The 23856-nt window shown below is 63.0% G+C and carries 21 protein-coding genes and 1 riboswitch; of the genes, 7 read left to right on the top strand and 14 right to left on the bottom strand.

Features of this window, described 5'->3' with window-relative positions; translation table 11 throughout:
• Positions 1 to 147 precede the first annotated feature (147 nt).
• The 4 genes from HCR76_RS04280 to HCR76_RS04265 all read right to left on the bottom strand — a co-directional run bounded on the left by HCR76_RS04280 (position 148) and on the right by HCR76_RS04265 (position 3721).
• A complete protein-coding gene (locus HCR76_RS04280) occupies positions 148 to 969 on the bottom strand; it encodes an ABC transporter permease (RefSeq protein ID WP_166988527.1) in 822 nt (273 codons plus the stop codon).
• Positions 966 to 1808 carry an ABC transporter permease gene (locus HCR76_RS04275; RefSeq protein WP_166988524.1) on the bottom strand — a complete coding sequence of 281 codons (843 nt, stop codon included), beginning with the start codon at positions 1806 to 1808 and terminating at the stop codon, positions 966 to 968. Before HCR76_RS04275 ends, HCR76_RS04280 begins: the two co-directional genes overlap by 4 nt.
• Positions 1805 to 2731, bottom strand: a complete 927-nt coding sequence (locus tag HCR76_RS04270; protein ID WP_166988522.1) for an ABC transporter ATP-binding protein — start codon at positions 2729 to 2731, stop codon at positions 1805 to 1807. Before HCR76_RS04270 ends, HCR76_RS04275 begins: the two co-directional genes overlap by 4 nt.
• 93 nt (positions 2732 to 2824) lie before the next feature.
• Positions 2825 to 3721 (bottom strand): SDR family oxidoreductase, encoded by an 897-nt coding sequence (locus HCR76_RS04265; protein ID WP_166988520.1) that lies wholly within the window; start codon positions 3719 to 3721, stop codon positions 2825 to 2827.
• A gap of 146 nt (positions 3722 to 3867) precedes the next feature.
• Here HCR76_RS04265 and HCR76_RS04260 point away from each other — a divergent pair, with 146 nt between their 5' ends.
• Complete coding sequence (locus tag HCR76_RS04260) at positions 3868 to 4455, top strand: TetR/AcrR family transcriptional regulator (RefSeq protein ID WP_166988518.1); 588 nt, start codon at positions 3868 to 3870, stop codon at positions 4453 to 4455.
• Between the two features lie 56 nt (positions 4456 to 4511).
• On the opposite strand, the gene HCR76_RS04255 is transcribed toward HCR76_RS04260, so the two are convergent.
• The 4 genes from HCR76_RS04255 to HCR76_RS04240 form a co-directional block, all read right to left on the bottom strand.
• Positions 4512 to 5306 carry a substrate-binding periplasmic protein gene (locus HCR76_RS04255; RefSeq protein WP_198248139.1) on the bottom strand — a complete coding sequence of 265 codons (795 nt, stop codon included), beginning with the start codon at positions 5304 to 5306 and terminating at the stop codon, positions 4512 to 4514.
• A 95-nt stretch (positions 5307 to 5401) separates the two neighbouring features.
• On the bottom strand, positions 5402 to 6175 hold the full coding sequence (locus HCR76_RS04250) for an amino acid ABC transporter ATP-binding protein (protein ID WP_166988514.1): 774 nt from the start codon (positions 6173 to 6175) through the stop codon (positions 5402 to 5404).
• A complete protein-coding gene (locus tag HCR76_RS04245; protein WP_166988512.1) occupies positions 6172 to 6921 on the bottom strand; it encodes an amino acid ABC transporter permease in 750 nt (249 codons plus the stop codon). The genes HCR76_RS04250 and HCR76_RS04245 overlap by 4 nt, the downstream gene beginning before the upstream one ends.
• Before the next feature lie 274 nt (positions 6922 to 7195).
• Positions 7196 to 7984 (bottom strand): DeoR/GlpR family DNA-binding transcription regulator, encoded by a 789-nt coding sequence (locus HCR76_RS04240; RefSeq protein WP_166988510.1) that lies wholly within the window; start codon positions 7982 to 7984, stop codon positions 7196 to 7198.
• A gap of 101 nt (positions 7985 to 8085) precedes the next feature.
• On the opposite strand from HCR76_RS04240, the gene galT reads away from it, so the two are divergent.
• The 3 genes from galT to HCR76_RS04225 all read left to right on the top strand — a co-directional run bounded on the left by galT (position 8086) and on the right by HCR76_RS04225 (position 13224).
• Positions 8086 to 9279, top strand: coding sequence for a galactose-1-phosphate uridylyltransferase (gene galT / locus HCR76_RS04235; protein ID WP_166990237.1), 1194 nt, complete (start codon positions 8086 to 8088; stop codon positions 9277 to 9279).
• Positions 9276 to 10451 carry a galactokinase gene (gene galK / locus HCR76_RS04230; RefSeq protein WP_166988508.1) on the top strand — a complete coding sequence of 392 codons (1176 nt, stop codon included), beginning with the start codon at positions 9276 to 9278 and terminating at the stop codon, positions 10449 to 10451. The genes galT and galK overlap by 4 nt, the downstream gene beginning before the upstream one ends.
• 100 nt (positions 10452 to 10551) lie before the next feature.
• Positions 10552 to 13224: a phosphoenolpyruvate carboxylase gene (locus HCR76_RS04225; RefSeq protein WP_166988506.1), complete on the top strand. Its 2673-nt coding sequence runs from the start codon at positions 10552 to 10554 to the stop codon at positions 13222 to 13224.
• 497 nt (positions 13225 to 13721) lie between these two features.
• On the opposite strand, the gene HCR76_RS04220 is transcribed toward HCR76_RS04225, so the two are convergent.
• The 5 genes from HCR76_RS04220 to HCR76_RS04200 form a co-directional block, all read right to left on the bottom strand.
• Positions 13722 to 14405 (bottom strand): ribonuclease FAU-1 family protein, encoded by a 684-nt coding sequence (locus HCR76_RS04220; protein WP_166988504.1) that lies wholly within the window; start codon positions 14403 to 14405, stop codon positions 13722 to 13724.
• Between the two features lie 263 nt (positions 14406 to 14668).
• Complete coding sequence (locus HCR76_RS04215; protein WP_166988502.1) at positions 14669 to 15550, bottom strand: bifunctional methylenetetrahydrofolate dehydrogenase/methenyltetrahydrofolate cyclohydrolase; 882 nt, start codon at positions 15548 to 15550, stop codon at positions 14669 to 14671.
• Positions 15551 to 15561: 11 nt separating this feature from the next.
• Positions 15562 to 16833, bottom strand: coding sequence for a serine hydroxymethyltransferase (gene glyA, locus HCR76_RS04210; RefSeq protein WP_166988500.1), 1272 nt, complete (start codon positions 16831 to 16833; stop codon positions 15562 to 15564).
• Between the two features lie 35 nt (positions 16834 to 16868).
• Positions 16869 to 17041, bottom strand: a riboswitch (ZMP/ZTP riboswitch).
• A gap of 47 nt (positions 17042 to 17088) precedes the next feature.
• Positions 17089 to 18075 carry a DUF2332 domain-containing protein gene (locus HCR76_RS04205; protein ID WP_206761169.1) on the bottom strand — a complete coding sequence of 329 codons (987 nt, stop codon included), beginning with the start codon at positions 18073 to 18075 and terminating at the stop codon, positions 17089 to 17091.
• Between the two features lies 1 nt (position 18076).
• Complete coding sequence (locus tag HCR76_RS04200) at positions 18077 to 18724, bottom strand: pentapeptide repeat-containing protein (protein WP_166988498.1); 648 nt, start codon at positions 18722 to 18724, stop codon at positions 18077 to 18079.
• A 60-nt stretch (positions 18725 to 18784) separates the two neighbouring features.
• Between HCR76_RS04200 and HCR76_RS04195 the strand changes: the two genes are divergently transcribed.
• On the top strand, positions 18785 to 20248 hold the full coding sequence (locus HCR76_RS04195; RefSeq protein WP_166988496.1) for a beta-N-acetylhexosaminidase: 1464 nt from the start codon (positions 18785 to 18787) through the stop codon (positions 20246 to 20248).
• A 54-nt stretch (positions 20249 to 20302) separates the two neighbouring features.
• Here the strand turns inward: HCR76_RS04195 and HCR76_RS04190 are convergent, their stop codons facing one another.
• Positions 20303 to 20998 (bottom strand): TetR/AcrR family transcriptional regulator, encoded by a 696-nt coding sequence (locus HCR76_RS04190; protein ID WP_166988494.1) that lies wholly within the window; start codon positions 20996 to 20998, stop codon positions 20303 to 20305.
• A 118-nt stretch (positions 20999 to 21116) separates the two neighbouring features.
• Here HCR76_RS04190 and HCR76_RS04185 point away from each other — a divergent pair, with 118 nt between their 5' ends.
• Together HCR76_RS04185 and HCR76_RS04180 are read left to right on the top strand one after the other, a co-directional pair.
• Complete coding sequence (locus HCR76_RS04185) at positions 21117 to 22580, top strand: MDR family MFS transporter (protein WP_166988492.1); 1464 nt, start codon at positions 21117 to 21119, stop codon at positions 22578 to 22580.
• Positions 22581 to 22609: 29 nt separating this feature from the next.
• Positions 22610 to 23836 carry an amidohydrolase family protein gene (locus HCR76_RS04180; RefSeq protein ID WP_166988490.1) on the top strand — a complete coding sequence of 409 codons (1227 nt, stop codon included), beginning with the start codon at positions 22610 to 22612 and terminating at the stop codon, positions 23834 to 23836.
• The last annotated feature ends 20 nt before the right edge of the window (positions 23837 to 23856 follow it).

Raw genomic sequence — 23856 nt, 5'->3', positions numbered from 1 at the left:
CTCGCTGTCGCCAGGTGGACTGCGTCTGCGCTCCGCAAACCCCACGATGACGTGCCGGTACGAACAAAGTACTCCCCGCTCGATATCGATAAGAGCATTGATCGCGCCCGCGTCAGCCACCTCCCTGCAGCAATCGCAGAAAAAGGCTCAGTCGAGGAACAGCGCGCGGAGCCTCCGAGTCGTGAACACGATGCCGACGAGCGACATCACGGCGAAATAGAGCACGTGCCACAGCATCCCGAGTTCGACAGCACCGGTCGTGAGACCGCGCACGAGTTCGACGCCATGCCACAGCGGCAGCACCTGTATGACGTATTGGACGCTCTGCGGGTACACGCTCAGCGGGAAGAACGTGGCAGAGAACAAAAACATGGGCATGAGTATGAAGTTGATCCAGTCCATGTGCTGAAAGGTCTTCATGTAGCTGGTTACCGCCATGCCGAAGCTCGCAAAGCCACTCGCGATGAGCAGCACGGCAGGGAAGGCGAGCAATGCCCACCACGACAGGTTGAGCCCGAGCACCTGCATCACGACCATAAAACCAAACGCATACAACGCGCCGCGAATGAGCGCGAGAGAGATCTCGCCGAGGGCGATGTCGAACGGGCCGAGCGACGTCGACAGCATCCCCTCATAGATCTTCGAGAACTTGATCTTGAAGAACACATTCCACGTGGAGTCGTAGACGGCACCGTTCATAGCCGCGACGGCGAGCAGCGCGGGGGCGATAAACGCCGCATACGGAATCTCGGTGCCGCCTGGCCCCTCGACATCGCCGACGAGAGCGCCGAGGCCGATGCCCATCGACAGCAGGTAGAAGATCGGCTCGAAGAATCCTGAGACCATGACGAGCCAGTTCGTACTCGCCGTCGCCCGCCACCCGCGCAGCATGACCGAGCGCGCATTGCGCGCGTACAGTGCGGAGGGTCCATTGACTCGGCGTTGCGTCGGAACGGTCTGAACGCTCATCGGTTGAGCCTCCTCGCAGCGACGCGGCGTGCAAGCATCCACCCGAGTGCCGTCAGAAGCAGAAGGTAGACGATATGAAGCATGCTGAGCCACACCGGCTCCGCGTACCCGTACGAAAGCACTCGGCCAAGTTCCGTGCCGTGCCATAACGGGGAGAGCCAGCCGATCCACTGCAGAAACCACGGCAGCTGGGTGAGTGGAAACACCGTGCCCGAGAAGAGGGTAAGAGGCAGAACGAGAAAGCGCATGACCATGGCGATCTGGCCGCTGTCGTTTTCAAGCGTCGAAACATAGGCCATAAGCAGCGTGCCGAAGGCAAGACCTGTGAGCACTGCGGAGAAGAGCGAAATCCAGCCGAGATTGCCGGGGACCGCGCCGAACAGCAACATGAACACGAAGTAGAGCGCCGTCGTCACAACGATGCGAGCGGTCACGGCGATGACCTGCCCGTCGATGATCTGCCCCGGAGTCACTGGGCTCGCGCCCATTCCGGTGAACGTGGGGTTCCATTTGAACCCGAGCATGATCGGGTAACTGAACTCCTCTGCGGCTGCTTCAAACGCCGCCATCGCAAGCAGGGCCGGGGCGACGAACACGAGGTAGCTGACGGAGAGTCCGTTCTGCTCCACGTTGGCGTCGACGAGGCTCGCGAGCCCGACACCCATCGCGAAGAGGTACATCAGCGGAGACCCGATGCCCGTGGCGATGACCGTCTGCGTATACGCCTTCATGTTGCGAAAGCGATGCTCAGCGATGTACCAGGCGCCCCAGCGGCGCGGCGCCCTCGCCGCAGACAGTGCGCGAGCAGCATCCTCGCGTGTGGTCTCGCGGATGCTCATTCGATCAGGCTCCGCCCGGTGAGTCGCAGAAAGACGTCTTCGAGACTTGAGCGGCGCACGAGGCTGGTCATCGGATTGTGACCGCGTGCGGTGACGGCCGACAACGCTTCTTCTCCGTTTGACGAATAGATGAGGATGCGATCGGGAAGCACCTCGGCGCGGTCGCCGACGCCGTCAAGCTCGCGCGCGACTACCTCGTTATTCTGCGAACCAAATCGCACCTCAAGCACCTCGCGTGACGAATACTGCCTGATGAGCTGAGAAGGAGACCCCTCCGCCATGATGCGCCCGTTGTCCACGACAACGAGGCGATCGCACAGCTGCTCTGCCTCGTCCATGTAGTGCGTCGTGAGCACGAGCGTGGTGCCCTGCTCTTTGAGTCGGAAGAGGCGGTCCCAGAGAACGTGTCTCGCCTGCGGGTCCAGTCCGGTCGTCGGCTCGTCGAGAAGCAGAATGCGAGGATCGTTGATGAGCGCACGAGCGATAGTGAGTCGGCGCTTCATGCCGCCCGAGAGGTCGTCGACTTTGGCTTTGACCTTGTCGTCGAGCTGCGCGAAAGCCATGAGCTCGTCTGCACGTTGGGCGACAAGTTTGCGAGGCAACCCGAAGTAGCGTCCGTAGACAAGCAGATTCTCGCGAGCGCGCAGTTCTTCGTCGAGGTTGTCTGCCTGCGGGACGACGCCCAGTTGAGAACGGATCTCTGGTCCGTATTCGTCGGGGTCGAGCCCCAGGATGGTCAGGTCGCCTGCCGTGCGTGTCGACACAGCGCCGACCATGCGCATCGTCGTGGACTTGCCCGCGCCGTTGGGCCCGAGCAGACCGAAGGACTCCCCGGGCGCCACCTCAAACGAGATGCCGTCGACCGCGGCGAAGTCCTTGTACTTCTTGACAAGATTTCTGGCTTCAATGACGGGTTCTGGCACGACTGACACTCTATGTCGAGTGCCCGACGTCGACCAAGCATCCACGCACGAGCACGAACTGTGCAGACTGCCTGGATTGAGATGTGCGGTGCTTCAGTCAGTGGAGTATCCGCCAGCGAGAATGTCCTCAACGAGCGTCGGGCCGCTTGGCTGCCAGCCGAGCGTCTCCCGGGTGAACACGTTTGACGCGGTCATCGTCTCAGCGAAGAAATGCGCGACGACTCCGAAATGATCAGGAGCATCCTCTGGGTCAATTGAGGTGACCGGCAGGTTCATTGCTCGGCCGAGTGCCTGCGCGATGGCCCTCGTTGAGATCGACCCTTCGGCGACGGCGTGGAGCCGCACCCCTGCGGGGGCCTTCTCGAGAGCCAACCGAATGAGTTGCCCCGCATCCGAGACGTGCACGGCAGACCACGCGCTGCCGCCGTCGCCAATGTATCCCGAGACACCGGTTCGGCGCGCCGCAGCGGCCAGCCAGTTCACGAACCCCCAGTCGCCGCGGCCGTGAACGCTCGGCGCGAAGCGCATGGCAACTGACCGGATGCCGCGTGTGGTCGCGCTGAGCGCCAGGTTCTCAGAGCCGCCACGGTCGGCCCCTGGGCCCACTTCAGGCGAAGCATCCATCTCGGTTGCGGGCCACGAATCAACGAGACCAGAAAGGCCATTCGCGATGATGAACGGCTTCGTCGAACCGTCAAGAGCGTCGAGAATCGTCTCGACCGCCGCACGCTCGGTGCGGTTGTTCTCAGCGGGATGAGCCCAATCGTGCTTGTTCGCGAGGTGAACCACTCCGTCGCACGATCGTGATCCGTCGCGCAACGAGACCAGGTCATCGAGGTCGCCCGTGAGAGCTTCCGCCCCGGCACGCTCAAGCTTGGCGACTGACGCATCGGAACGAGCGAGCCCAACGACCTCGTGCCCGGACCGTAGAAGTTCAGCGACAGCCGCCGATCCGATCCAGCCCGTGGAACCTGTCACAAAAATGCGCATGGCGCACCGTCCTTTCACCCTTGCAGGTACTGTGTCGGCAGCGCCGACTATTACGAGTCATTGTGTCTCGAAATAGTAACAGGTAACGGTGCACGATGTCTAGCAATATACGATGAGCAAGACAAACGTCCAGCGGAGGAGAGCCAATGGTCAGCGAACACGGCAAAGCCGGCCGGCCGCGCAGCGAGCAGGCCCGGGCAGCGATCCTTCATGCCGTCGACGATCTGCTGGTGGATGTCGGCTACGGCGCCGTCACGCTCAAAGGCATAGCCGAGCGCGCGGGGGTGTCGCGCCAGACGATCTACCGCTGGTGGTCCACAAAGGCAGAAATCCTCTTGGAAGCAAGCGCTATCGACGCGCGCCAGGAGCTCGACATTGCTCCACAGGATGGCCCCGTCGCCGAAATCACCGCCTACCTCGATGCACTCAGGACGTTTCTCACGAACTCAGATGCGGGTGCGGCGTATCGCGCACTACTCGGGGAAGCACAGCACGACTCGGCCGTGCGCGAACTGCTTCTCAGCAGCGACCCAATCGGCGACAGCGCAGCAACGGTCCTCTCCCGTGCTCTCCCTGATGACGTGCTGGCACTCCCCCGGTCGCGCGCTGTCTCATCGCTTGTCGGACCGACATTTTTCTGGGTGCTCAGCGGACGAGATCCCGCTGCCATGAACACTCATGATCTCGCGCTCGAGTTCATCCGAACCGCCGCGCCCTCCCACGCCAGCGATTGACTCGAGCCTGCGGTGAGACGACGCCGATGGCGCTGGCTGGCACGGGATCACTCAGTTCAGTCAGCCAGGTTGGGGTAGATCTCTGTCATCGGCTCAGGCACCGGAAGGTCGCCGAAGTACTTGTCATAGAGCTCCTTAAACGACCCGTCCTTTGCCATCGTCTCGAGCTGCTCGTTGTATGCGTTGGTCAACGCGTGATTGCTCTTCTGAAACATGACGGAGGTCGCGTGGTCAACCGGTTCTGAGTACGCAATATCAAGTGAGTCATACTGGTCGATGTACGGCTTCATGCTGACGCCGCTCCACACAAAGCCGTCGACACTGCCCGAGTTCAAAGCAGACACCGCGGCATTCGTCCCTTGAAACAAAACAGGAATGGCGTCAGGGTGGTTGTTCTTGAGAAACTCCACCTGGATTGATCCGGTGACCACTCCGATTCGCTTCCCTTTCATATCCTCAAACGCGCTCATTGTCGTGTCTTTGGGCGCGAGCAGCGCAATCGTGTCCCAATAGATGGCCGTCGAGAAGTTCACGGCTTCTTCTCGTTTATCTGTAACACCGAACCCGCCGGTCACCATATCGAATTGACCCGATGTCAGTCCGGGAATCTCCCCGGCCGTCGGAGTTTGCTTATATTCGATCGTCAGTCCGAGGCGTTTCGTGATCTCTGCGTTGAGGTCGATGAGAAACCCTTCGGGCTCCCCTCCATTCTCGACTGTCGTGAAATACGGCTGATCTCCTGATGTCGCAGACAGAATCACTCCAGGCGTCATGAGCCCGTACGGGTTGTCATCGCCATCGCCTGTTCCCGAGGAATTCGCTGCGGAGCATCCAGTAACGACGAGCGCCATCGCCCCTGCGAGCGCAAGCGTGCTCGCTATCCTTCGTACGTGCATCATCTTTCGTGCCTTCCTTGTGATGTTTGTGAAGAGGTGTTCCGAATCCCTCAGAGAACTTGCGAGAGAAAGTCTCTGAGCCTGTCGGTCTGAGGATTCGCGAGCAGCTCCTTCGCCGGCCCGATCTCGACGATGCGCCCGTCATCCATGAACACAACCCGATCGGCGACCTCGCGGGCGAATGCCATCTCATGAGTGACGACGACCATCGTCATTCCGTCGAGCGCGAGGGATTTCATCTCGTCAAGCACCCCTTTGACGAGTTCCGGGTCTAATGCCGACGTTGCTTCGTCAAAGAGCATGACTCTCGGTTCCATGGCAAGGGCACGCGTGATCGCCACGCGTTGCTGCTGTCCGCCAGAACAATCCGCAGGCCGCATATGACTCAAGCTGTCGACGCCGAGTCGGGTGAGCTGACGCATCGCAATCTTCTCTGCCTCCTTCGCCGAAATCCGTTTGACGACTCGAAGAGCCATCGTGACGTTCTCGAGAATCGTGATGTGTGGAAAGAGGTTGAAATGCTGAAACACCATGCCGACGGTGGCTCGTACCGCATTCACGTCCGACGACGGGTCGGTCAGCTCAACTCCTTCAACCCAGATGGACCCTGCACTCGGTCGCTCGAGAAGATTGATGCACTTCAGAAGGGTCGATTTGCCTGACCCAGACGGGCCGATGATGCACACGACCTCTTGAGGCGCGACGTCAAGATCGACGCCTTTGAGCACCTCGGTATGCCCGAATGACTTTCGAACGTCCCGCAACCGCACGCCGGCGTAGCCAGCCTCGGTTTCATTACTCGTGGGCTGCAGCGTTGCGCTCATTTGGCGACCTCCATCGCTGATTCGTTCGGAACAGAGTTGGCCCGGCGACGCGTTCGACCGCTTCGCAGTCGGCGGTCCCAGGCATTGACGATGTAGGTGAGCGGCACCGTCATCATGAGGTAGCAGATTCCCGCCGCGACAAGGGCCGACGAATTGTAGGTGACGGCCTGCTGCTGATAGGCGATGAAGTACAGTTCACGCTGCCCAACGGAAAGTCCCAGAAGGTAGACAAGTGAGCTCTCTTTGATGTCGATGATGAACCGATTCGTCAGTGCCGGAAGCACATTGCGCACGCCCTGAGGAACAACGATCTTTCGCATCGCGTGAAAGTAGGTCATACCGAGCGACCGACCGGCCTGCAGCTGCCCCTTGTCGATTGATTGAATGCCTGACCGCAAGATCTCAGCGGTGTATGCCGCTGAAATGAGACCCACAGCCAAGATCGCGTAGCCAAACGGTGACGTTCCGAAGGGGCGAATGCCAGCCGCCGGGAATCCAAGGCCAACGAGACTGATGGTGAGGATCGCAGGAAGCCCGCGAAACACATCAACGTAGATTCGTGCTGCGACTTTGAGAACCCACAGTCTCGACATCAACATCATCGCGAGCACAAGGCCCAGAATGAGCCCGGCGATCACCGCCGACACCGAGATGATGAGCGTATTAGTGAGCCCCTCGGTCAGCAAGATCGGAAGGATTGTCAGGATTGAGTCCACGTCGAAAAACGTGTGAAGGAATTCGTCCATGTCACTACCTCGTCGTAAGTGGCCCCTGCGGAAGAACGCGCGAAGGGATTAGGACGAGTATGAATACGTGTTGAAGTTAAGTCAACCTCATGTTGAATTACTCGACACATGGTTGACACATCTCCATTTGCGTCAATCAATTGTGGAGAGAGCTGCCATTGGGGTGGGGAACACTCGCCTAAATGTCAACTAAATGTTAAAAATTGGTCGCATCAGGTGTCTCTCACCAGGGTGCGGCACCGAGAAATTGCCGCATACGCGTGGCGGGCGAAAGCTACGCGAGCAGTACGGCCGCGCCAGCGGATCGCAGCTCCTCGACAGTCGCGGCGTCAGCTGCAGCATCCGTCACTATCGTGTCGACCTGCGACAGCTCTGCCACGTGCCCCACGGTGACGCGTGCCAGCTTCGACGCATCCGCCGTGATCACCACGCGATCGGATGCTGCCACCATCGCGCGCTTGATCTCGGCCTCCGGCAGATTCACGTTTGTGACGCCCGCCACCACATCGACACCGTTGCAACCGAGGATCGCGACGTCAGCGTGCACGCTTTCGATGAGCTGCTGACCCATGGGGTTAACGAGCGAGTGCTGCAGCGGTCGAAGCGCGCCACCCGTCACATAGACAGAGAGCCGCGGAACAGCGGACTCGAGAGTCAGCGCTGTTGACAGCCCATTGGTCACGACGACAACGTCGTGCAGCTCCGTGCGCTCGACCAATGCCTCGGCGACGGCCAGCGCAGTCGACCCGACGTCAAGAAAAACGCTCTGCCCCGCATCAATAAGCCCCGCGGCCCGTCGAGCGATCGCGCGCTTTGACTCAACGCCCGTCTGCACTGACTGCTCGACGGACACTTCAGGCGCCGCGCTTGCAGCAACCGCTCCTCCGTGTACGCGCCGCGCGACCCCCACCTCGACAAGCGCGTCGAGATCGGTGCGTGCCGTGACGCTCGAGACAGCAAAATCCCGGGCGATGTCGGCGACGCGAACGTAGCCGCGCTTGTCAAGCCGAGCCCGGATGCGGTCACGGCGAAGCTCAGCGGGGAGGGAATCGGCATCCGTCATGTATGTAGTTTCGTTTACTTATCTTTACTTATCAATACGCAAGAGCTAGATTCGTGGATGCGCGGGACTTTGCCGCGACAGACGCAGACTCGGAAATTCTCATGCCCCATACTCCCCACATCGCAGAGCTCACCGGCGGAATCACCAGCCAGGCGCACAAGCTCGCTGACGGACGCGACATCATCTACTTCGACGACCCCGATTCGACACTGCCCGCCGGGCGACGCGCCGATTCTCGGACCCCCGAGCCCCGCCCGGCAACAGCGTCGATGCGGCAAGACCCACTGACAGGTGAATGGGTATCGATCGCCGCCGCGCGCCAGAATCGTGCTTTTCTCCCCCCAGCCGAACTCGATCCCCTCGCTCCGCAGAGCCCGACGAATCCATCTGAGGTACCCAACGACTACGACGTCGCCGTCTTCGAGAACAAATCGCCGTCGTTTGGGCCGCATGTGCACGATGCCGACGAGCCGCGGGGACTCTACGACCTCACGCGCATCGGAATCGAGCGCACGCGCACATCGGTCGGTCGGTGCGAGGTCGTGTGCTTCTCCCCCGAACGCGAGGGCTCCTTCGGCTCGCTCACCCGCACCCGGGCACGCACGGTCATCGAGGCCTGGGCCGAGCGCACGCGCGCGCTCAGCGCTCTGCCGAACGTGCGCCAGGTTTTCCCGTTCGAAAACCGCGGCGTGGAGATCGGCGTGACCTTGCAGCATCCTCACGGCCAGATCTACTCCTACCCGTACATCACCCCACGCACCCAGAGCCTGCTCGACTCCATCGACTCGTACGGTCCCACGCTGTTCGCCGACATTCTCTCGAGCGAGCAAGCGGGCGAACGGATGCTGCTGCGCGGCGATCATTGGAGCGCATTCGTTCCGTTTGCCGCCCGGTGGCCGGTCGAAGTGCACATGCTGCCGCACCGTCACGTCGCCGACTTCGCCGAGACGTCTGCGGCCGAACGCGACGAGCTTGCCGGTCTCTACCTGCGCCTGCTGCGCGGTGTCGACGCACTCTACGACACCGCCACTCCGTACATCGCCGCATGGCACCAGGCCCCCGCGAACGTGGCCCGCGACGATGTGAGGCTCATGCTGCAGCTCACGTCGCCGCGTCGTGCCGCAGACAAACTCAAGTATCTTGCCGGCTCAGAGGCTGCGATGGGAGCCTGGATCGGCGACATTCCGCCGGAGAAGTCCGCACAGAATCTGCGCGATGCGATCGCGCGCGCCGACCTGGCGCATCCCGTCGAGCCCGCGGCATCCGTGCCCTCTTCTGTCAAGGAGTCCCGATGACCACCTCACCGCGTTCCACAGCCGACTCCTTCGCCGCCCGCTACAACCGCGCCCCCGACGGCGTGTGGCAGGGCCCAGGCCGGGTGAATCTGATTGGCGAGCACACCGACTACAACGACGGTTTCGTGCTGCCCTTCGCCATCGACAGAACCACAGCGGTCGCCGTCGCCGCACGCGACGACCGCACGGTGCGGGTGTCGAGCGACTTCGCGGATGCCGTCGCAACGGTGTCGCTCGACGACCTCGACGACCCGCAGCTCGCCGCTGGCACGCTGAGCGGCTGGTCGGCGTATCCCTTCGGAGTCGTCTGGGCACTTCGGCACTTCGGCGCCGATCTCGCTTCCGCACCGGGATTCGACGCTCACGTCGCCTCTGACGTGCCCACCGGAGCGGGGCTTTCGTCGTCTGCCGCGCTCATGTGCGCCATTGCCGTCGCGTTGAACGACGAATGGCAGCTCGGCTTCGATGCACAGACGCTCGCCCGGGTCGGCCAGCTCGCCGAGAACAAGGCAGTTGGCGCGCCCACCGGCATTATGGACGAAAGCGCCTCGCTGTTTGGGCGCCGCGACGCCGCGGTGTTTCTCGACTGCCGATCGCTCGACTCCGAGGTGATCGACCTGGGGCTGGAGCAATCTGGTCTCGAGATCCTCGTCATGAACACGCGGGTCGACCATGCCCATGCAACAGGAGGGTATGCGGCTCGCCGGGCGTCGTGTGAGAAGGGAGCGAGGCTGATGGGCGTCGCAAGTCTGCGCGACATCGACAGCGACGACCTCCCGCGCGCCGAACGAGAGCTCGACGACGAGACGTTCCGCCGCGTGCGCCACATCATCACCGAGAATCAACGTGTTCTCGACACCGTGCGAACGCTGCGCACCGACGGACCCGGTGCGATTGGCGCCCTCGTGAATGCCTCGCACCTCTCGATGCGCGATGACTTCGAGATCTCGGTGCCCGAGCTCGACCTCGCCGTCGAGACCGCGCAGGCGAACGGCGCAGTCGGCGCACGCATGACCGGTGGTGGTTTCGGTGGAGCTGCCGTCGCTTTGATCTCGAGTGATCGCGTCGGCCAGACGACGGATGCTGTCACGCACGCATTCGCCGATGCCGGCTTCCGTGAACCCGAGTGCTTCACTGTGCACCCTGCTGACGGCGCCGGTCGCGCACTCTGACCTTCGCCAGCCTCATCGAGGCATTTAACGCTGCGTGGCGTCGTCACACACCGCACCTCAATTACGAGATATCCCGAACTCTCGCTAGCCTCGGTAGACGATGACTGATTCTTATCCCCCCACATCAGCAATCTCGATCATCCAGGCTCCCCGCCACATGGAGATTCCCGACGCCCTCCGTTCCGACGTGAGTCTGCTCGGCGAACTGCTCGGCCGTGTGCTGATCGAGACCGGCGGCACAGACCTGCTCGACGACGTCGAAAAGCTGCGCGGTCTGACGATCGATGCCTACGAGAATGAAGACGTGAAGGCGTTCGAAGACGCCGAAGCCCTCGTCGAATCGTTCTCTTCCGAGCGTGCAGAAGAGGTTGCTCGCGCGTTCACGTGTTACTTCCACCTGGTGAATCTTGCGGAGGAGCGGCATCGCGTGCGCGTGCTGCAGGGCCGCAATCCAGAACCGAGCGACGATGTCGGAGCATCCTTCACCTCGACGATGGACGCACTCGTGCGCGAGCTCGGCGACGAAGGTGCGCAGAGGATGCTCGATAGCCTCGAGTTTCGTCCGGTGCTCACCGCTCACCCCACTGAGGCGCGCCGCCGCGCTGTCGCCTCGTCGATACGCCGCATCAGCGAACTCGTCGCCGAGAACGACGACCCGCGATTGGGCGAGAACGTTCAGGCGGAGAACAAGCGCGAGCTGCTCGCCGAGGTGAACGTGCTCTTTCGCACGGCACCGCTGCGCTCGACACGGCCGACGCCGCTCGACGAGGTGCGCACGGCAATGAACATCTTCGACCAGACACTGTTCGAGGCGATGCCGCGCATCTACCGCCTCATCGACGACCGGCTCGTGGGCAAGGCAGCAGGCACGCTCCCACCGCGCTCGCACGCGTTCGTTCGCTTCGGCTCGTGGATCGGTGCCGACCGCGACGGCAACCCCAACGTGACGGCAAAGATCACCCGTCAGGCCGCGGCAATACAGTCGGAGCATGTGCTGCTCGGGCTCGAGCGTGCCGCCGCTCGCGTTGGCCGCATGCTCACGCTCGACGCGGGCGACACCGCGGCGAGCGCTGAGCTGCTTTCACTCTGGCAGCGTCAGCGTTCGCTCGCAGACGAGCTCACAAGCGAGATCGCCACGCGTTCACCCAACGAGCCGCACCGCCGCGTCATGCTGATGATCGCGGAGCGCATTGCCGCAACGCGTGGACGCAACGCCGACCTCGCCTACCCGCATCCAGACGAGCTTCTCTCCGACCTGCGCACGGTTCAGAGCTCTCTCGTGGCCGCGGGCGACAAACGCAGCGCCTACGGCGAAGTTCAGGGCCTCATTTGGCAGGTCGAGACCTTCGGCTTCCACTTGGCCGAGCTTGAGGTGCGTCAGCACTCGAAGGTGCACCGCCAGGCGCTCGACGAACTCGACCGCGGTGCCCAGCCGAGCGAAATGACCGACGAAGTGCTCGATGTGTTTCGCACGATCGGCGCGCTGCAGACGCGCTATGGGGTGGATGCTGCACGGCGGTACATCATCTCGTTTACGCAGAGCGTCGACGACATCGCCAACGTTCATCGCCTCGCGCGTTACGCATTCGGGGACGGCGAGACTCCCGTGCTCGATGTGATTCCGCTGTTCGAGACGTTCAACGACCTCCGAAATGCCCCGGAGATTCTCGAGAAGATGATCGAGCTGCCCGAGGTGAAGCAGCGGCTCGAAGCCACTGATCGTCACCTAGAAGTGATGCTCGGGTACTCCGACTCGTCAAAGGACGTCGGCCCGGTCTCGGCAACGCTCACGCTCTATGAGGCGCAGGATGCCATTGCGCGCTGGGCCGAACGCAACAGCATCCGCCTCACCCTCTTTCACGGTCGTGGCGGAGCCATGGGCCGAGGCGGCGGACCGGCGAACGAGGCAGTTCTCTCGCAGCCTCCCGGCTCCGTCGATGGGCGGTTCAAGCTCACCGAGCAGGGCGAGGTCATTTTTGCCCAGTACGGCAACCCGATCATCGCGCTTCGCCACCTCGAGCAGATTGCGTCGGCGACTCTACTGGCGTCAAGCCCGTCGAACGGCGAGCTCAATGCCACAGCGGCTACGGCGTTCGCCGACATCGCCCAGGTGATGGATGCCGCGAGCAGAGAGCGCTTCTATGAACTCATTCATGCGGACGGCTTCGCACCGTGGTTCGCGGAGGTCACTCCACAGGAAGAAGTCGGCCTTCTTCCTCTGGGCTCGCGCCCCGCGCGCCGCGGTCTCTCCGTCGAGTCCCTTGAAGACCTGCGGGCGATCCCGTGGGTGTTCTCCTGGTCGCAGGCGCGCATCAACCTCGCCGGCTGGTTCGGGCTCGGCACCGCACTCAAGGCCGTGGGAGACAGCGACGAATTGCAGCAGGCCTACCGCGAATGGCCGCTGTTCACAACGATGATCGACAACGTGCAGATGTCGCTCGCAAAGACCGACGAGCGCATCGCCACTCGGTACCTGCAGCTCGGCGACCGCGGCGATCTCTCGGCTCTCGTGCTCGACGAGATGGAGCTCACCCGCAAGTGGGCGCTCATCGCGACGGGAACCACAGAACTGCTCGAGAACCGCGCGGTGCTGCAGCGTGCAGTGCGCCTACGCAGCCCCTATGTCGATGCTCTGTCGCTGCTGCAGCTGCGCGCCCTGCGCACGCTGCGCGGCACGGCGACGCAGGAGACCGAGACGACGATCGACCAGGCACGCAATCTTCTGCTGCTCTCGGTGAACGGCGTCGCGGCCGGGCTGCAGAACACCGGCTGATTTCGTTGCCTTACCATCGAGGGCGTGCACAGATTCGGAAGTTTCGTGCACGCCCTCGGTGTGTCGAGCCCGCCATGCCGAGGATGTCACGAAACGTCCGAATGCCTGAACGAGATCCAGGTCCACTCGGCGTTCCAACATCAGCCCGATCACATAGCCATAGAGAAGTGCACTCCCGAAAGTCGCTGTCCTCGAAGCATCTCACAATAGCCACTTCCTGCAACTCACTTCTCGTGGGCGTCTGAAACTCCGACGTCAGGCCACGTACGTCCGGGTCACAGGGCCAGCGCCACACCGACCAGTGCGTATCTGCCAAGAACGTGCGCCATCGGGGCAGCGGATTGTTCGACGGGACGTTGACATATTCGGAACTGATGCGGTCGCTGCGGCGTGTCGCGCGCGACACGCCGCACGCACAGGCAGAAGTCCGAATGGCTGCACACGAACAGCGAGCAACAGGCGGCCTCGCCGCACACGCAGCATCTCGATGACGTCCCTCAGTCGAGATGTTTCCACCCTGCAGGGAGCGTCGCCACCGGCAGTGGACTGCTCGGGGCCCAGGCGTCCCAGTCGGCGTTGAACGGCCACTCCGCATTGCGTGCGATCGCCGAGAGCTGCTCACCAGCTTCTCGAGTTCTTTCGACCTCTTCCGACGAAACGGCTCCGACGGCAAGCGACCACTCAAGTTCGTCTTCGTCTTTGTAGCGAACAGCCCACGAACGCGTTCCCGGAGTCCCGGAACACAGCACGTCCAGAATCCAGTCCTGCGTGTCGAAGCCCATTGTCGTTCTCACCCACGGCGTCTCGAGGTTGCCATACCATTCGCCGACCCAGGTGTCGCCGTCGTGCCAACGCCATACAGACCACGGCTCACCAGCGCGATGCACACGCACAACCGTTTGGCCCGTCCAGGCGCGTCGGTCGTGCGTTCCGTCCCAGTCCTCGGGGAGCACCAATCGTCGGCCGGGCCCGCTCCCCACACCAGAACGGGTGCGCATGTCAGAGCCTGGCGGTGTCGCTACAGCAACAATGTTGCCGTCGACAATGACATAGCTAGCGACGGCGAAGCCGACAGCGCGGCCATGCTGACCGTATTCGCGGACGCTGCGTAACGCGATCGACTGATCAGGCGAGAATCGTAACTCGTTCGGTGGAGGTGAGCCTGACCGTGCATCGTCCATTTGGCAACGCTAGCAGTCAGGCGTGGTGCAGAAACGGCTCCACGGACAACGACACCGAGAGACGACGGCCCTCGTGCAACCATTCGGAGCGAGCGGTGGCAGCCCGGCGTGTCGGGGTGCGACACGCCGCAAGCGCGTCGCAATGTCCGGATGCTGCGCGGCAACCCGCGGCAGGGTGACACGCCGAAGACTGTCGCGTCGGTCGCCGACAATGGCGACGTTTTACGGCGTGTCACATTGGCAGAGACGACCACAGAATAACGTCAGCCGGCGGCGCGCTCAGCCGCCTCAACAACGTTTGTCATAAGCAGCGCAACAGTCATCGGACCAACACCGCCAGGGTTCGGCGATACGTAGCCCGCCACATCGGCAACGCCCGGGGCGACGTCGCCGAAGACCTTCGCCTTGCCGCCGTCGGCGCTCTCCTCGCGCGTGACGCCCACGTCGAGCACAGCAGCTCCCGGCTTGACGACCTCGGGCCTGACCAAGTGCTTCACGCCCGCCGCGGCAACGATCACGTCTGCCTGCCGCAAGTAGTGCGGCAGGTCGACGGTGCCCGTGTGCGTGAGCGTGACCGTCGCGTTGAGCTCGCGCCGCGTCAGCAGCAGCCCGATCGAGCGCCCGATCGTCACACCACGACCCACGACGACAACGTGCTTGCCCTTCAGGTCGTAGTCGTTGCGCAACAGCAGTTCGATGACGCCGCGCGGCGTGCACGGCAGAGGTGTGTCGATCGGACCGTTGACGTTGAGCACGAGCCGTCCGAGATTTGTAGGGTGTAGCCCGTCAGCATCCTTGGCCGGGTCGATCCGCTCAAGGATGCGGTCGGTGTCGATGTGCTTTGGCAATGGAAGCTGCACGATATACCCGTGGCAGTCGGGGTCGGCGTTGAGCTCGTCGACTAGTGCCTCGACCTGCTCCTGCGTGGCGTCGGCCGGCAGCTCGCGCTGGATCGAGTTCATGCCGATCGCCGTTGACTGCCTGTGCTTCATGCCCACATACAGCTGCGACGCGGGGTCGGCACCGACGAGCACTGTCGCAATGCCAGGAACGACGCCCTTGGCTGCGAGCGCAGCAACACGCTCGGTGAGCTCTGCTTTGATGTCGGCGGATGCTTCCTTGCCGTCGAGAGTCTTCGCGGTCATCGTCCGCGGCCCTACTGCTGCAGGCCCGGGTACAGGGGGAACGCCTGGGTGAGTGACGATACCCGCGAGCGCAGTCCGGCGATGTCAGCATCCGGCCGTACGGCGAGTGCAATGATGTCGGCCACCTCGGCGAACTCGGCATCGCCGAACCCACGTGTAGCGAGCGCGGGCGTGCCGATGCGCATTCCGCTCGTCACCATCGGCGGGCGGGGATCGAACGGTACAGAGTTCTTGTTCACTGTGATACCCACCTCGTGCAGGCGGTTCTCGGCATCCTGACCCGACAGTTCACTTTCGCGCAGGTCGGCGAGCACGAGGTGCACATCGGTTCCTCCGGTGAGCACGTTGACGCCAGCGGCACGCGACTCGTCGGAGGTGAGCGCCTCGGCGAGCAGCTTCGCGCCAGAGATCGTGCGCTCCTGGCGGTCACGGAAATCTTCGGATGCTGCCAGAAGGAACGCCGTCGCCTTCGCCGCGATCACGTGCATGAGCGGTCCACCCTGCTGGCCGGGGAACACGTTTGAGTTGAGCTTCTTGGCCAGGGCTGTGTCGCGGGAGACGATGAACCCCGAGCGCGGGCCGCCGATGGTCTTGTGCACAGTCGATGAGACGACGTCGGCGTATGGAACGGGTGACGGGTGCAGCCCGGCGGCGACCAGCCCGGCGAAGTGCGCCATATCGACCCAGAGTGTGGCTCCCACCTCGTCGGCGATCTCGCGGAACGCAGCGAAGTCGAGCTGGCGCGGGTATGCCGACCAGCCGGCGATGATGACCTTCGGCTTGTGCTCGAGTGCCTTGTCGCGCACAACGTTCATGTCGACGAGGCAGGTCTCGGGGTCGACGCCATACGAGACGGCGTTGTAGAGCTTGCCCGAGAAGTTGAGCTTCATGCCGTGCGTCAGGTGGCCGCCATGAGCGAGCTCGAGCCCAAGAATCGTGTCGCCCGGTGTGGCGATCGCCGAGAGCACTGCCGCATTTGCCGAAGCGCCAGAGTGCGGCTGTACGTTTGCGTACTCGGCGCCGAAGAGCTTCTTCGCACGCTCGATTGCGAGCGACTCGGCAACGTCGACGTACTCGCAGCCTCCGTAGTATCGGCGGCCGGGGTATCCTTCCGCGTACTTGTTGGTAAGCACCGAACCCTGCGACTGCAGCACCGAGACGGGAACGAAGTTCTCGCTCGCGATCATCTCGAGGTAGTCGCGCTGGCGGCCCAGCTCGTGGTCGAGCACGGCGGCGATCTCGGGGTCGACCTGCGACAGTGGCGCGTTGAACGTATCGGTCATGCTGGCTCCTTTGTGACAGACGGATGGGTGAAACCCGTATCGGCCCAGGCGTGCGGCCGAATCCGCCCCAGTTGCGAGAAGTCCCGTTGTGGAAATCCCATGCTGAGGATCAGCGTCGCTCCCCAATGGTGACCCATCTGAGTCGGGTCATCCGCGAGCTGCGAGCTCATCGGAATCGTCCGTCAATACGCCAGTCGCGACGGGTACAGCATAACAGCGGATGCGCTCGCACAGAGGTCGCGCACGTGCATTCCGTCACAACCAGTGAAGCCGCTGCCCGTGCGCCGTCGCGAACGCTCGTGCCCGCCCGTCGAGGGCGAGCACGAACCGGTTCTCCTGATGTTGCGTGCGCTCGGGAATCGTCCTGTCGATCTGCGGAAACACGCCACGCCCCTCGAACGAGATCCACCGTGCATTCAGGCGCGACATCTGCCCAAAGAAGCGGTCGCGCCCGGCCATGTCGAGGTACGCGAGCACCGCTGTGTGCTGCACAACAGCTGTCACGCCGTCGGGCACAGCATCGACAAGACCTTCAATCCGCTCGTTGAGGTCGCCGCGCACGAGCATCGGCGGGTCTGCGCGGGCGATCGCCGCCGCGGCATCCAATCGCTCATCCCTCTCGATCTGCCCCGGCCAGATGAGCGCATGCAGCCAGCGCATGTGATCGAGGTCGGCGACGTCGAGCGGGTTCAGGTCGACACCCGACCGCGACACGATCTGAGGAAGCACTGTCGGAATCGGAACATCTCCCGTTGTCGTGCAGCGGGTGACGACAGTCGACGGCCCGGCCGCCGGATCGAGGCGCACCTTATCGTCGTACACGTGACTGTAGCGATCGGGATACAGGCAGAGGCCGGCGGATGCTCCCACCTCGATGAGAGCGATCGGCCCTTCGATCTGCGCGAGCAGCGGCAGGATCGCCGCCGTGCGCCCCGGTTCGTTCGTCTGCGTCGACCGGGCGAGAACCTCGCGGCAAATGTCGTCCCAATTACTCCGAAGCCACCCCAAAAACTCCGCCGGCGGCACTTCGACAACCCCGAGATACCGCGTCGCAGCGAGCACGAGGTTGGGCTGCTGCTTATGTGAGGGCAGTGCTGCGATCCGCGCACAGAGGTCGTGGTCGGCGGCAATCGCCCGGCACCACGTGTCATAGCGCTCGGAGTTTCCGTAGGCCTCGCGGTGAGCGAAGTCGGCAAATCGGGCGGACACGTCCATGCGATTATCAACATCGAGGGGGCGCACGTCACACCACCTCGATTCCCAGCTGCGCCGCAAGCAAGGGCGCGAGCTGCAGAAGCTGACCATCGTCGATGACCGCGCCAGAAAGTCCGTCGATGCCAACGATGCGCGCAAGATCGAGTCCACGCAGATCCACGTCTTTGAGCGCGGCCCCCTGCACCTCGAGTGTGCCGACGCGGCACCCGTGAAAGCTCACCCGTTTGGCCGTTGCTGCGCCCAGATCGAGTTCGTCGATCTGGCAGTCCTCGAACACAACGTCGGCGATTCTGCTGCCGCGAAGGTTGATGTATCCGAGCTTGCACCCGGTGAACCGCACGCTGTTCCAACGGCTGTCGTGCCCCTCGAACGACCCGACGCGTGAGTGGCTCACTTCGACGTCGCGCAGTGTTGACGACGGTGCAGAAATCGTGGCGCCATCAGCCGAGACGATCGTGCATTCGGTAAACCGAACACCACGGCACACGAGTCCACCGAGGGCGAGATCGGTGAACGAGCATTCAGAGAAGGTGAGATCGGCGAGGTCTCGATCGGCTAGCGATGCGCCATGAAAACTCTCGCCGTCGCGAAGGTCGCCGGGCAGCAGATCACTCAGGTCTGACTCCCGCAAATCGCGCAGAGACGGAGGCTGAAAGCGGGGTGCATGAATGGTCACTCGGTCACACTATCTCGGTAGACTCTCGACGAACATCCCCGCTGTCTCTGGAGAATATCCGTGTCGTCATCTGTGCTACTGCCCGCGCCTCGTTCCGTCGTCGAGAGCGAGGGTTCATTCACAATCACGAAGGGCACGCGCATCGTCACCGACCGTCCTGAGCTGGGTGACTATCTCGCGAGCGTGCTGCAGCCGGCGACCGGGTACGAGCTCACTGTGTCATCGGGCGCGGCATCAGAAGGCGACATCGTGCTTGAGATCAATCCGAACATCGACGGAGTCGAAGCGGGGCATGCGGCCGAGGCGTACCGCGTTACTGTCGACCGCCGCACGATCGTCATCGATGCACCGGCCGACGCCGGCGTCTTCGCTGGAATTCAGACGCTCCGGCAGCTCCTCCCCCCAGAGCTTGAATCCCGCACACCGGCGCATATCGATTGGGAGGTGTCAGCCGTCACGATTGTCGATGCACCACGATTCGCCTATCGCGGCGTGATGCTCGACATCTCCCGGCACTTCTTCGGCGTCGACACGATCATGCGATTGATCGACCAGATTGCCGCGTTCAAGCTCAATCATCTGCACCTGCACCTCAGCGACGACCAAGGCTGGCGTATCGAGATTCCGGGGTGGCCAGAGCTCACACGCGCTGGTGCAGCTTCGCAAGTGGGCGGCGGCGACGGCGGCTTTCTCACGACCGCTGACTATGAGCAGATCGTGCATTACGCGGCATCCCGGTTCATCACCGTCGTGCCAGAGATCGATCTGCCCGGGCACACAAATGCCGCACTCGTCGCCTACCCGGAGCTGGCTCCGTCTGGGGTGACTGCCACGCCCTACCACGGCACCGAAGTGGGATTTTCCACCGTCGACACCGGATCAGAGAAAGTCTTTGAGTTCATCGACGATGTTGTCGGCCACCTCGCCTCCATCACGCCGGGGCCGTATCTACACATTGGCGGAGACGAGTCACTTTCGACGCAGCCAGACGACTACCGCCGGTTCATCGCGCGCGTGACGCGCATTACGGCGGCTCACGGAAAGCTGCCGATCGGCTGGCACGAGGTCGGTTCATGCGACGACCTCGCCGATGGCACGATCGGCCAGTACTGGGGGTACGTCACGCCCGAAAGCGAATCCGCCGATCAGGCGCGCTCGATCGTTCGGCAGGGCGGGCAGCTCGTCCTCTCCCCCGCCAATGCCGTGTACCTCGACATCATGCCCGAGGCGAACTTCAGAATCGGACTTGACTGGACGGGGAGTTCAACGCCCCTCGCCGCTGTCCCCGATTGGGACCCAGCGACGATCCTTCCCGGAGTCGACGAGAACGTCATCCTCGGAATCGAAGCACCGCTGTGGACGGAGACGATCGAAACGGCAACTGATATCGACACCCTGGTCTTCCCGCGCGTTCTCGCCGTCGCCGATCTAGCGTGGACGGATGCCGTCAGCGACGTCGTGCCCCGGGTGCACGCCCTCCTGCCGCGCCTCGATGCTGCGGGCATCCAGTACGGCCCTGCATAACGCTCCTCGTTCGTCTGGCACCTGCGGTGCGGGCACTGAGTAAACGGTGCGGCTTCAGGTGGGCGGTACGGGCGTCGCCGCGAACCCTGCCAACAGAGCGTTGATCGCCCAATCCCAGCGCTGCGCTGGCGTTCCCGCGAGTATCTGCTCCGCGTGGCGCGAGACATGAGGGGTCACGGCGGGATCAGCATCGAGGATGGAATGGGTGATGCGTTCGCGCTCACTGTCGGAACGCTTCGCCAGTTCAGTGCCGATACGCTCCGGTGAGGCGTGCTCCGCCGCGTTCGCGATGACGTAGAGAAGCAGAAGATCCACCGCCCAGGACGCGCGGGAGGATTCCATCCCGCCCTCGAGCAGCAGGCCTAAGAGGTTGTCGTAGAGGATAGTCGCGTTCGTCCCGGATGGGCGGATGATCAGGGCCGACCGCGCGAGCCCCTGATATGAGAACAACAGCGTGCGATAGTCGGCGAGAAGCCGGTGCGTCCGCGCAGCCCAGTCTCCGCCTGTTGAGACCTCAAGCGTGCCGAGCAGCTCGTCGAGCACCGCGGCGTGCAACTCCGCAGTATTGGCAATGTACACGTACAGTGACGCGGGTCCGGTGTCGAGCTCCTGCGCCACACGGCGCATCGTCGCCTTGTCCAGTCCCTCTCGTCGCACGATGTCGACGGTCGCCTGAATGATCCACTGCCGTGAAAGGGCCGGCTTGGATGGACGCTCACGGCGACTACGGGTCGGTGCTTCGGATGCCATGTCCCAAGCATATCGAGCGAGGGTGTGAACACGTTCGTTGCGAACATGTTCGTTTTCGCATACCGTGGTAACGAACGTGTTCGTAATTCACGTGATCGAACGTACCCCTGGAGACCCCATGACCACTTCTTCGCCTTCCCCAGTCGTGATGACGCCTCTCCGCGTCCGGATGACGCTCCTGGGCGTGATGTTCGGGCTGCTGCTGTCCATGCTCGACAACTTCATCGTCGGCACGGCGGCTCCCTCAATCGTTCGCGATCTCGGCGACGCCTCGCTGCTGTCGTGGGTCGTAACCGCCTATGCGCTAACGACAGCGGTGACCACCCCAATCTGGGGAAAGCTCGGCGATTTGTTTGGTCGCAAGCGCGTCTTCCAGATCTCCGTTGCTGCTTTTATCGTCGGCTCCATCCTCGCCGCACTGGCCCCAAGCATGATCCTGCTCATTCTCGCCCGCGCTGTTCAGGGCATCGGCGCCGGAGGACTCGCCGTCGGCGCGTTCGCTGTCATCGGCGACCTCGTGCCGCCTCGTGATCGCGGAAAGTATCAGGGCATGGTGGCGATTATCGTGGCAACGGGCACGATCGGCGGCCCTCTGGTGGGAGGTTTCCTCACCGATGCATTCGGCTGGCGCTCGGCATTCCTGATCAACCTTCCCCTGGGAGCGCTCACCATGGCGTGGGTCGCGTGGACGCTGCGGATACCGCGTGTGCAACGCAAAGCGCAGATCGACTGGCTCGGCGCCGCCCTGCTGGGAATCGCCGTCAGCGCGCTGATCTTCCTCACCTCGTGGGCAGGCGAAACGTTCGAGTGGCTCTCCTGGCAGACGGGCGCTTTCGTGGTCGTGTTCACAGCCGCTTTGGTCGCATTCGTGTGGTGGGAGCGACGTGCGGCAGAGCCGCTATTGCCACTCGCAATCTTTCGAGAGCGCAGTTTCACGATGGCGTCCATCCTCGCGTTCACGAGCGGAATCGTCGTCTTTGCCAGCGTGCTGTACCTGCCGATCTTCCAGCAGACCGTGCAGGGTGCCTCGGCAAGCTCTTCTGGCCTGCTACTGCTACCGATGATGATCCCCGTCGTGATCGTGTCGCAGATCGCCGGTCGTGTGATGACCCGAACTGGGCGGTACAAGGTGTTCCCGGTAATCGGCTCGATCGCCTTGACCGTCGGTGGCGTACTCCTTGCCACGATGACGGCCAGCACGCCAATTGCTCTGACGGCAGCCTTCATGATCCCGATGGGCATCGGCTCGGGCCTCACTCAGCAGATGACGACAACGATCGCGCAGAACAGCGTGCAGCAGAAGGACATGGGAGCGGCCTCGGGCGCGGTCACGCTGTTGCGAACGATCGGCGGATCGCTCGGTATCGCGGTGTTCGGGTCGATCTACACCTCGTACACGATCGATGCCGCTCCCGCGGCGCTCACCGAAGGCAGTGCGCAGGGGATTGCCACGATCTTCGGAATCACCGCCGCGATCTCCGCACTGGGTGTCGTGGCCGCATGCGCAATCACAGAAATCCCGCTACGACGAGGCCCCGCCGCTGACGCAGCCGGGCCTGAATCGTCCCGAGTCACAGCCTGAACCGTACCTCAGAAGGAAAGCGAAGCACCATGTACACACACATTGACAACATCCGCATTTTCGATGGAGAGACCATGCTTCCCCAGCGAAGCCTCACTCTCGCAAACGGCATCATCAGCGCGATTGGCGAGAGCGCTCCGCATGGCGCCGAGATTGTCGACGGCGCAGGCGCGACCGCGCTGCCCGGCCTCATCGACAGTCATGTCCACACATCGCCAGAGGCGCTGCGCCTCGCTCTGCGCTTCGGTGTGACGACCGAGATAGAGATGCAGGGGTATTGGACCGAGGCGCAGCGCACACACGTGGCCGCGGACTCCACGAGTGCCGATGTTCGCTCCGCGCTGCTGGCGCTGATGGCCGAAGACGGGCATCCGAACGAGTTCGTCGATGAGGATGCGAAGAAGGAGTGGAGTGACGGCTCGGCCTGGCGGATGCCATCGGTGACCACCGCTGAGGATGCCGTGCGACACGTTGACGCCATGATCGACGCCGGCGCCGACTACATCAAGATCATGATCGAAGAGGGCTCGGTAATGGGGCATCCTGGTTTGCCGATGATCGACCCGGAAGCGCTGCGCGCCGGCGTGAAACGAGCACACCAACGTGCACGCAAGGTGATCGCCCACACCCTCACCTATGACGCCACGATGCAGGCGATCGCGATCGGCGTGGACGGACTCGCGCACCTGTTCATCGACCGCCCAATCGATGCTCGCATGATTGACGCCATCCAAGAGTCAGAGCTCTTCATCACGCCGTGTCTGGTCGTCTCCCGATCCTTGCTGGGTGCCGACGGCTCTGAGCTGGCCGCCGACCCACGTGTCGTGCGAAAGCTGCCACCTGTCTGGCGCGAGACGCTAGAGGGAAGCTTCGGCACCTACCCGGACGGCGATTTCGAGACGGTGCTAGGCAATGTGCGTGAGCTGCACACTGCCGGTGTCCCGATTCTGGCCGGCTCGGATGCTGGCCGCCCTGTGCGAAGCCACGGCGGAGTCGCCCACGGCGCAAGCGTGCACCATGAAATGCAGCTGCTCACTCAGGCAGGGCTGACAGCGACCGAGAGTCTGCGCTGTGCGACTGGAGCACCGGCAGACGCCTTCGGGCTGAAGGACCGTGGCCGGATCGCAGCGGGGCTGCGTGCGGACTTTCTGCTTGTCGACGGCGACCCCACCCGCAGGATCGACGAGAGTCTCAGCATCCACTCCGTTTGGCGCAACGGCCACGTGCTCGACGCGAGACTCGTCCGAACATTCTGACGGTACGGCACGCCGCCCCA

The organism is Paramicrobacterium chengjingii (assembly GCF_011751765.2).
GTDB classification, from domain to species: domain Bacteria; phylum Actinomycetota; class Actinomycetes; order Actinomycetales; family Microbacteriaceae; genus Paramicrobacterium; species Paramicrobacterium chengjingii.
The sequence above is the reverse complement of the archived record's forward strand: the minus strand, read 5'-3'. Positions and strand labels throughout refer to the sequence as shown.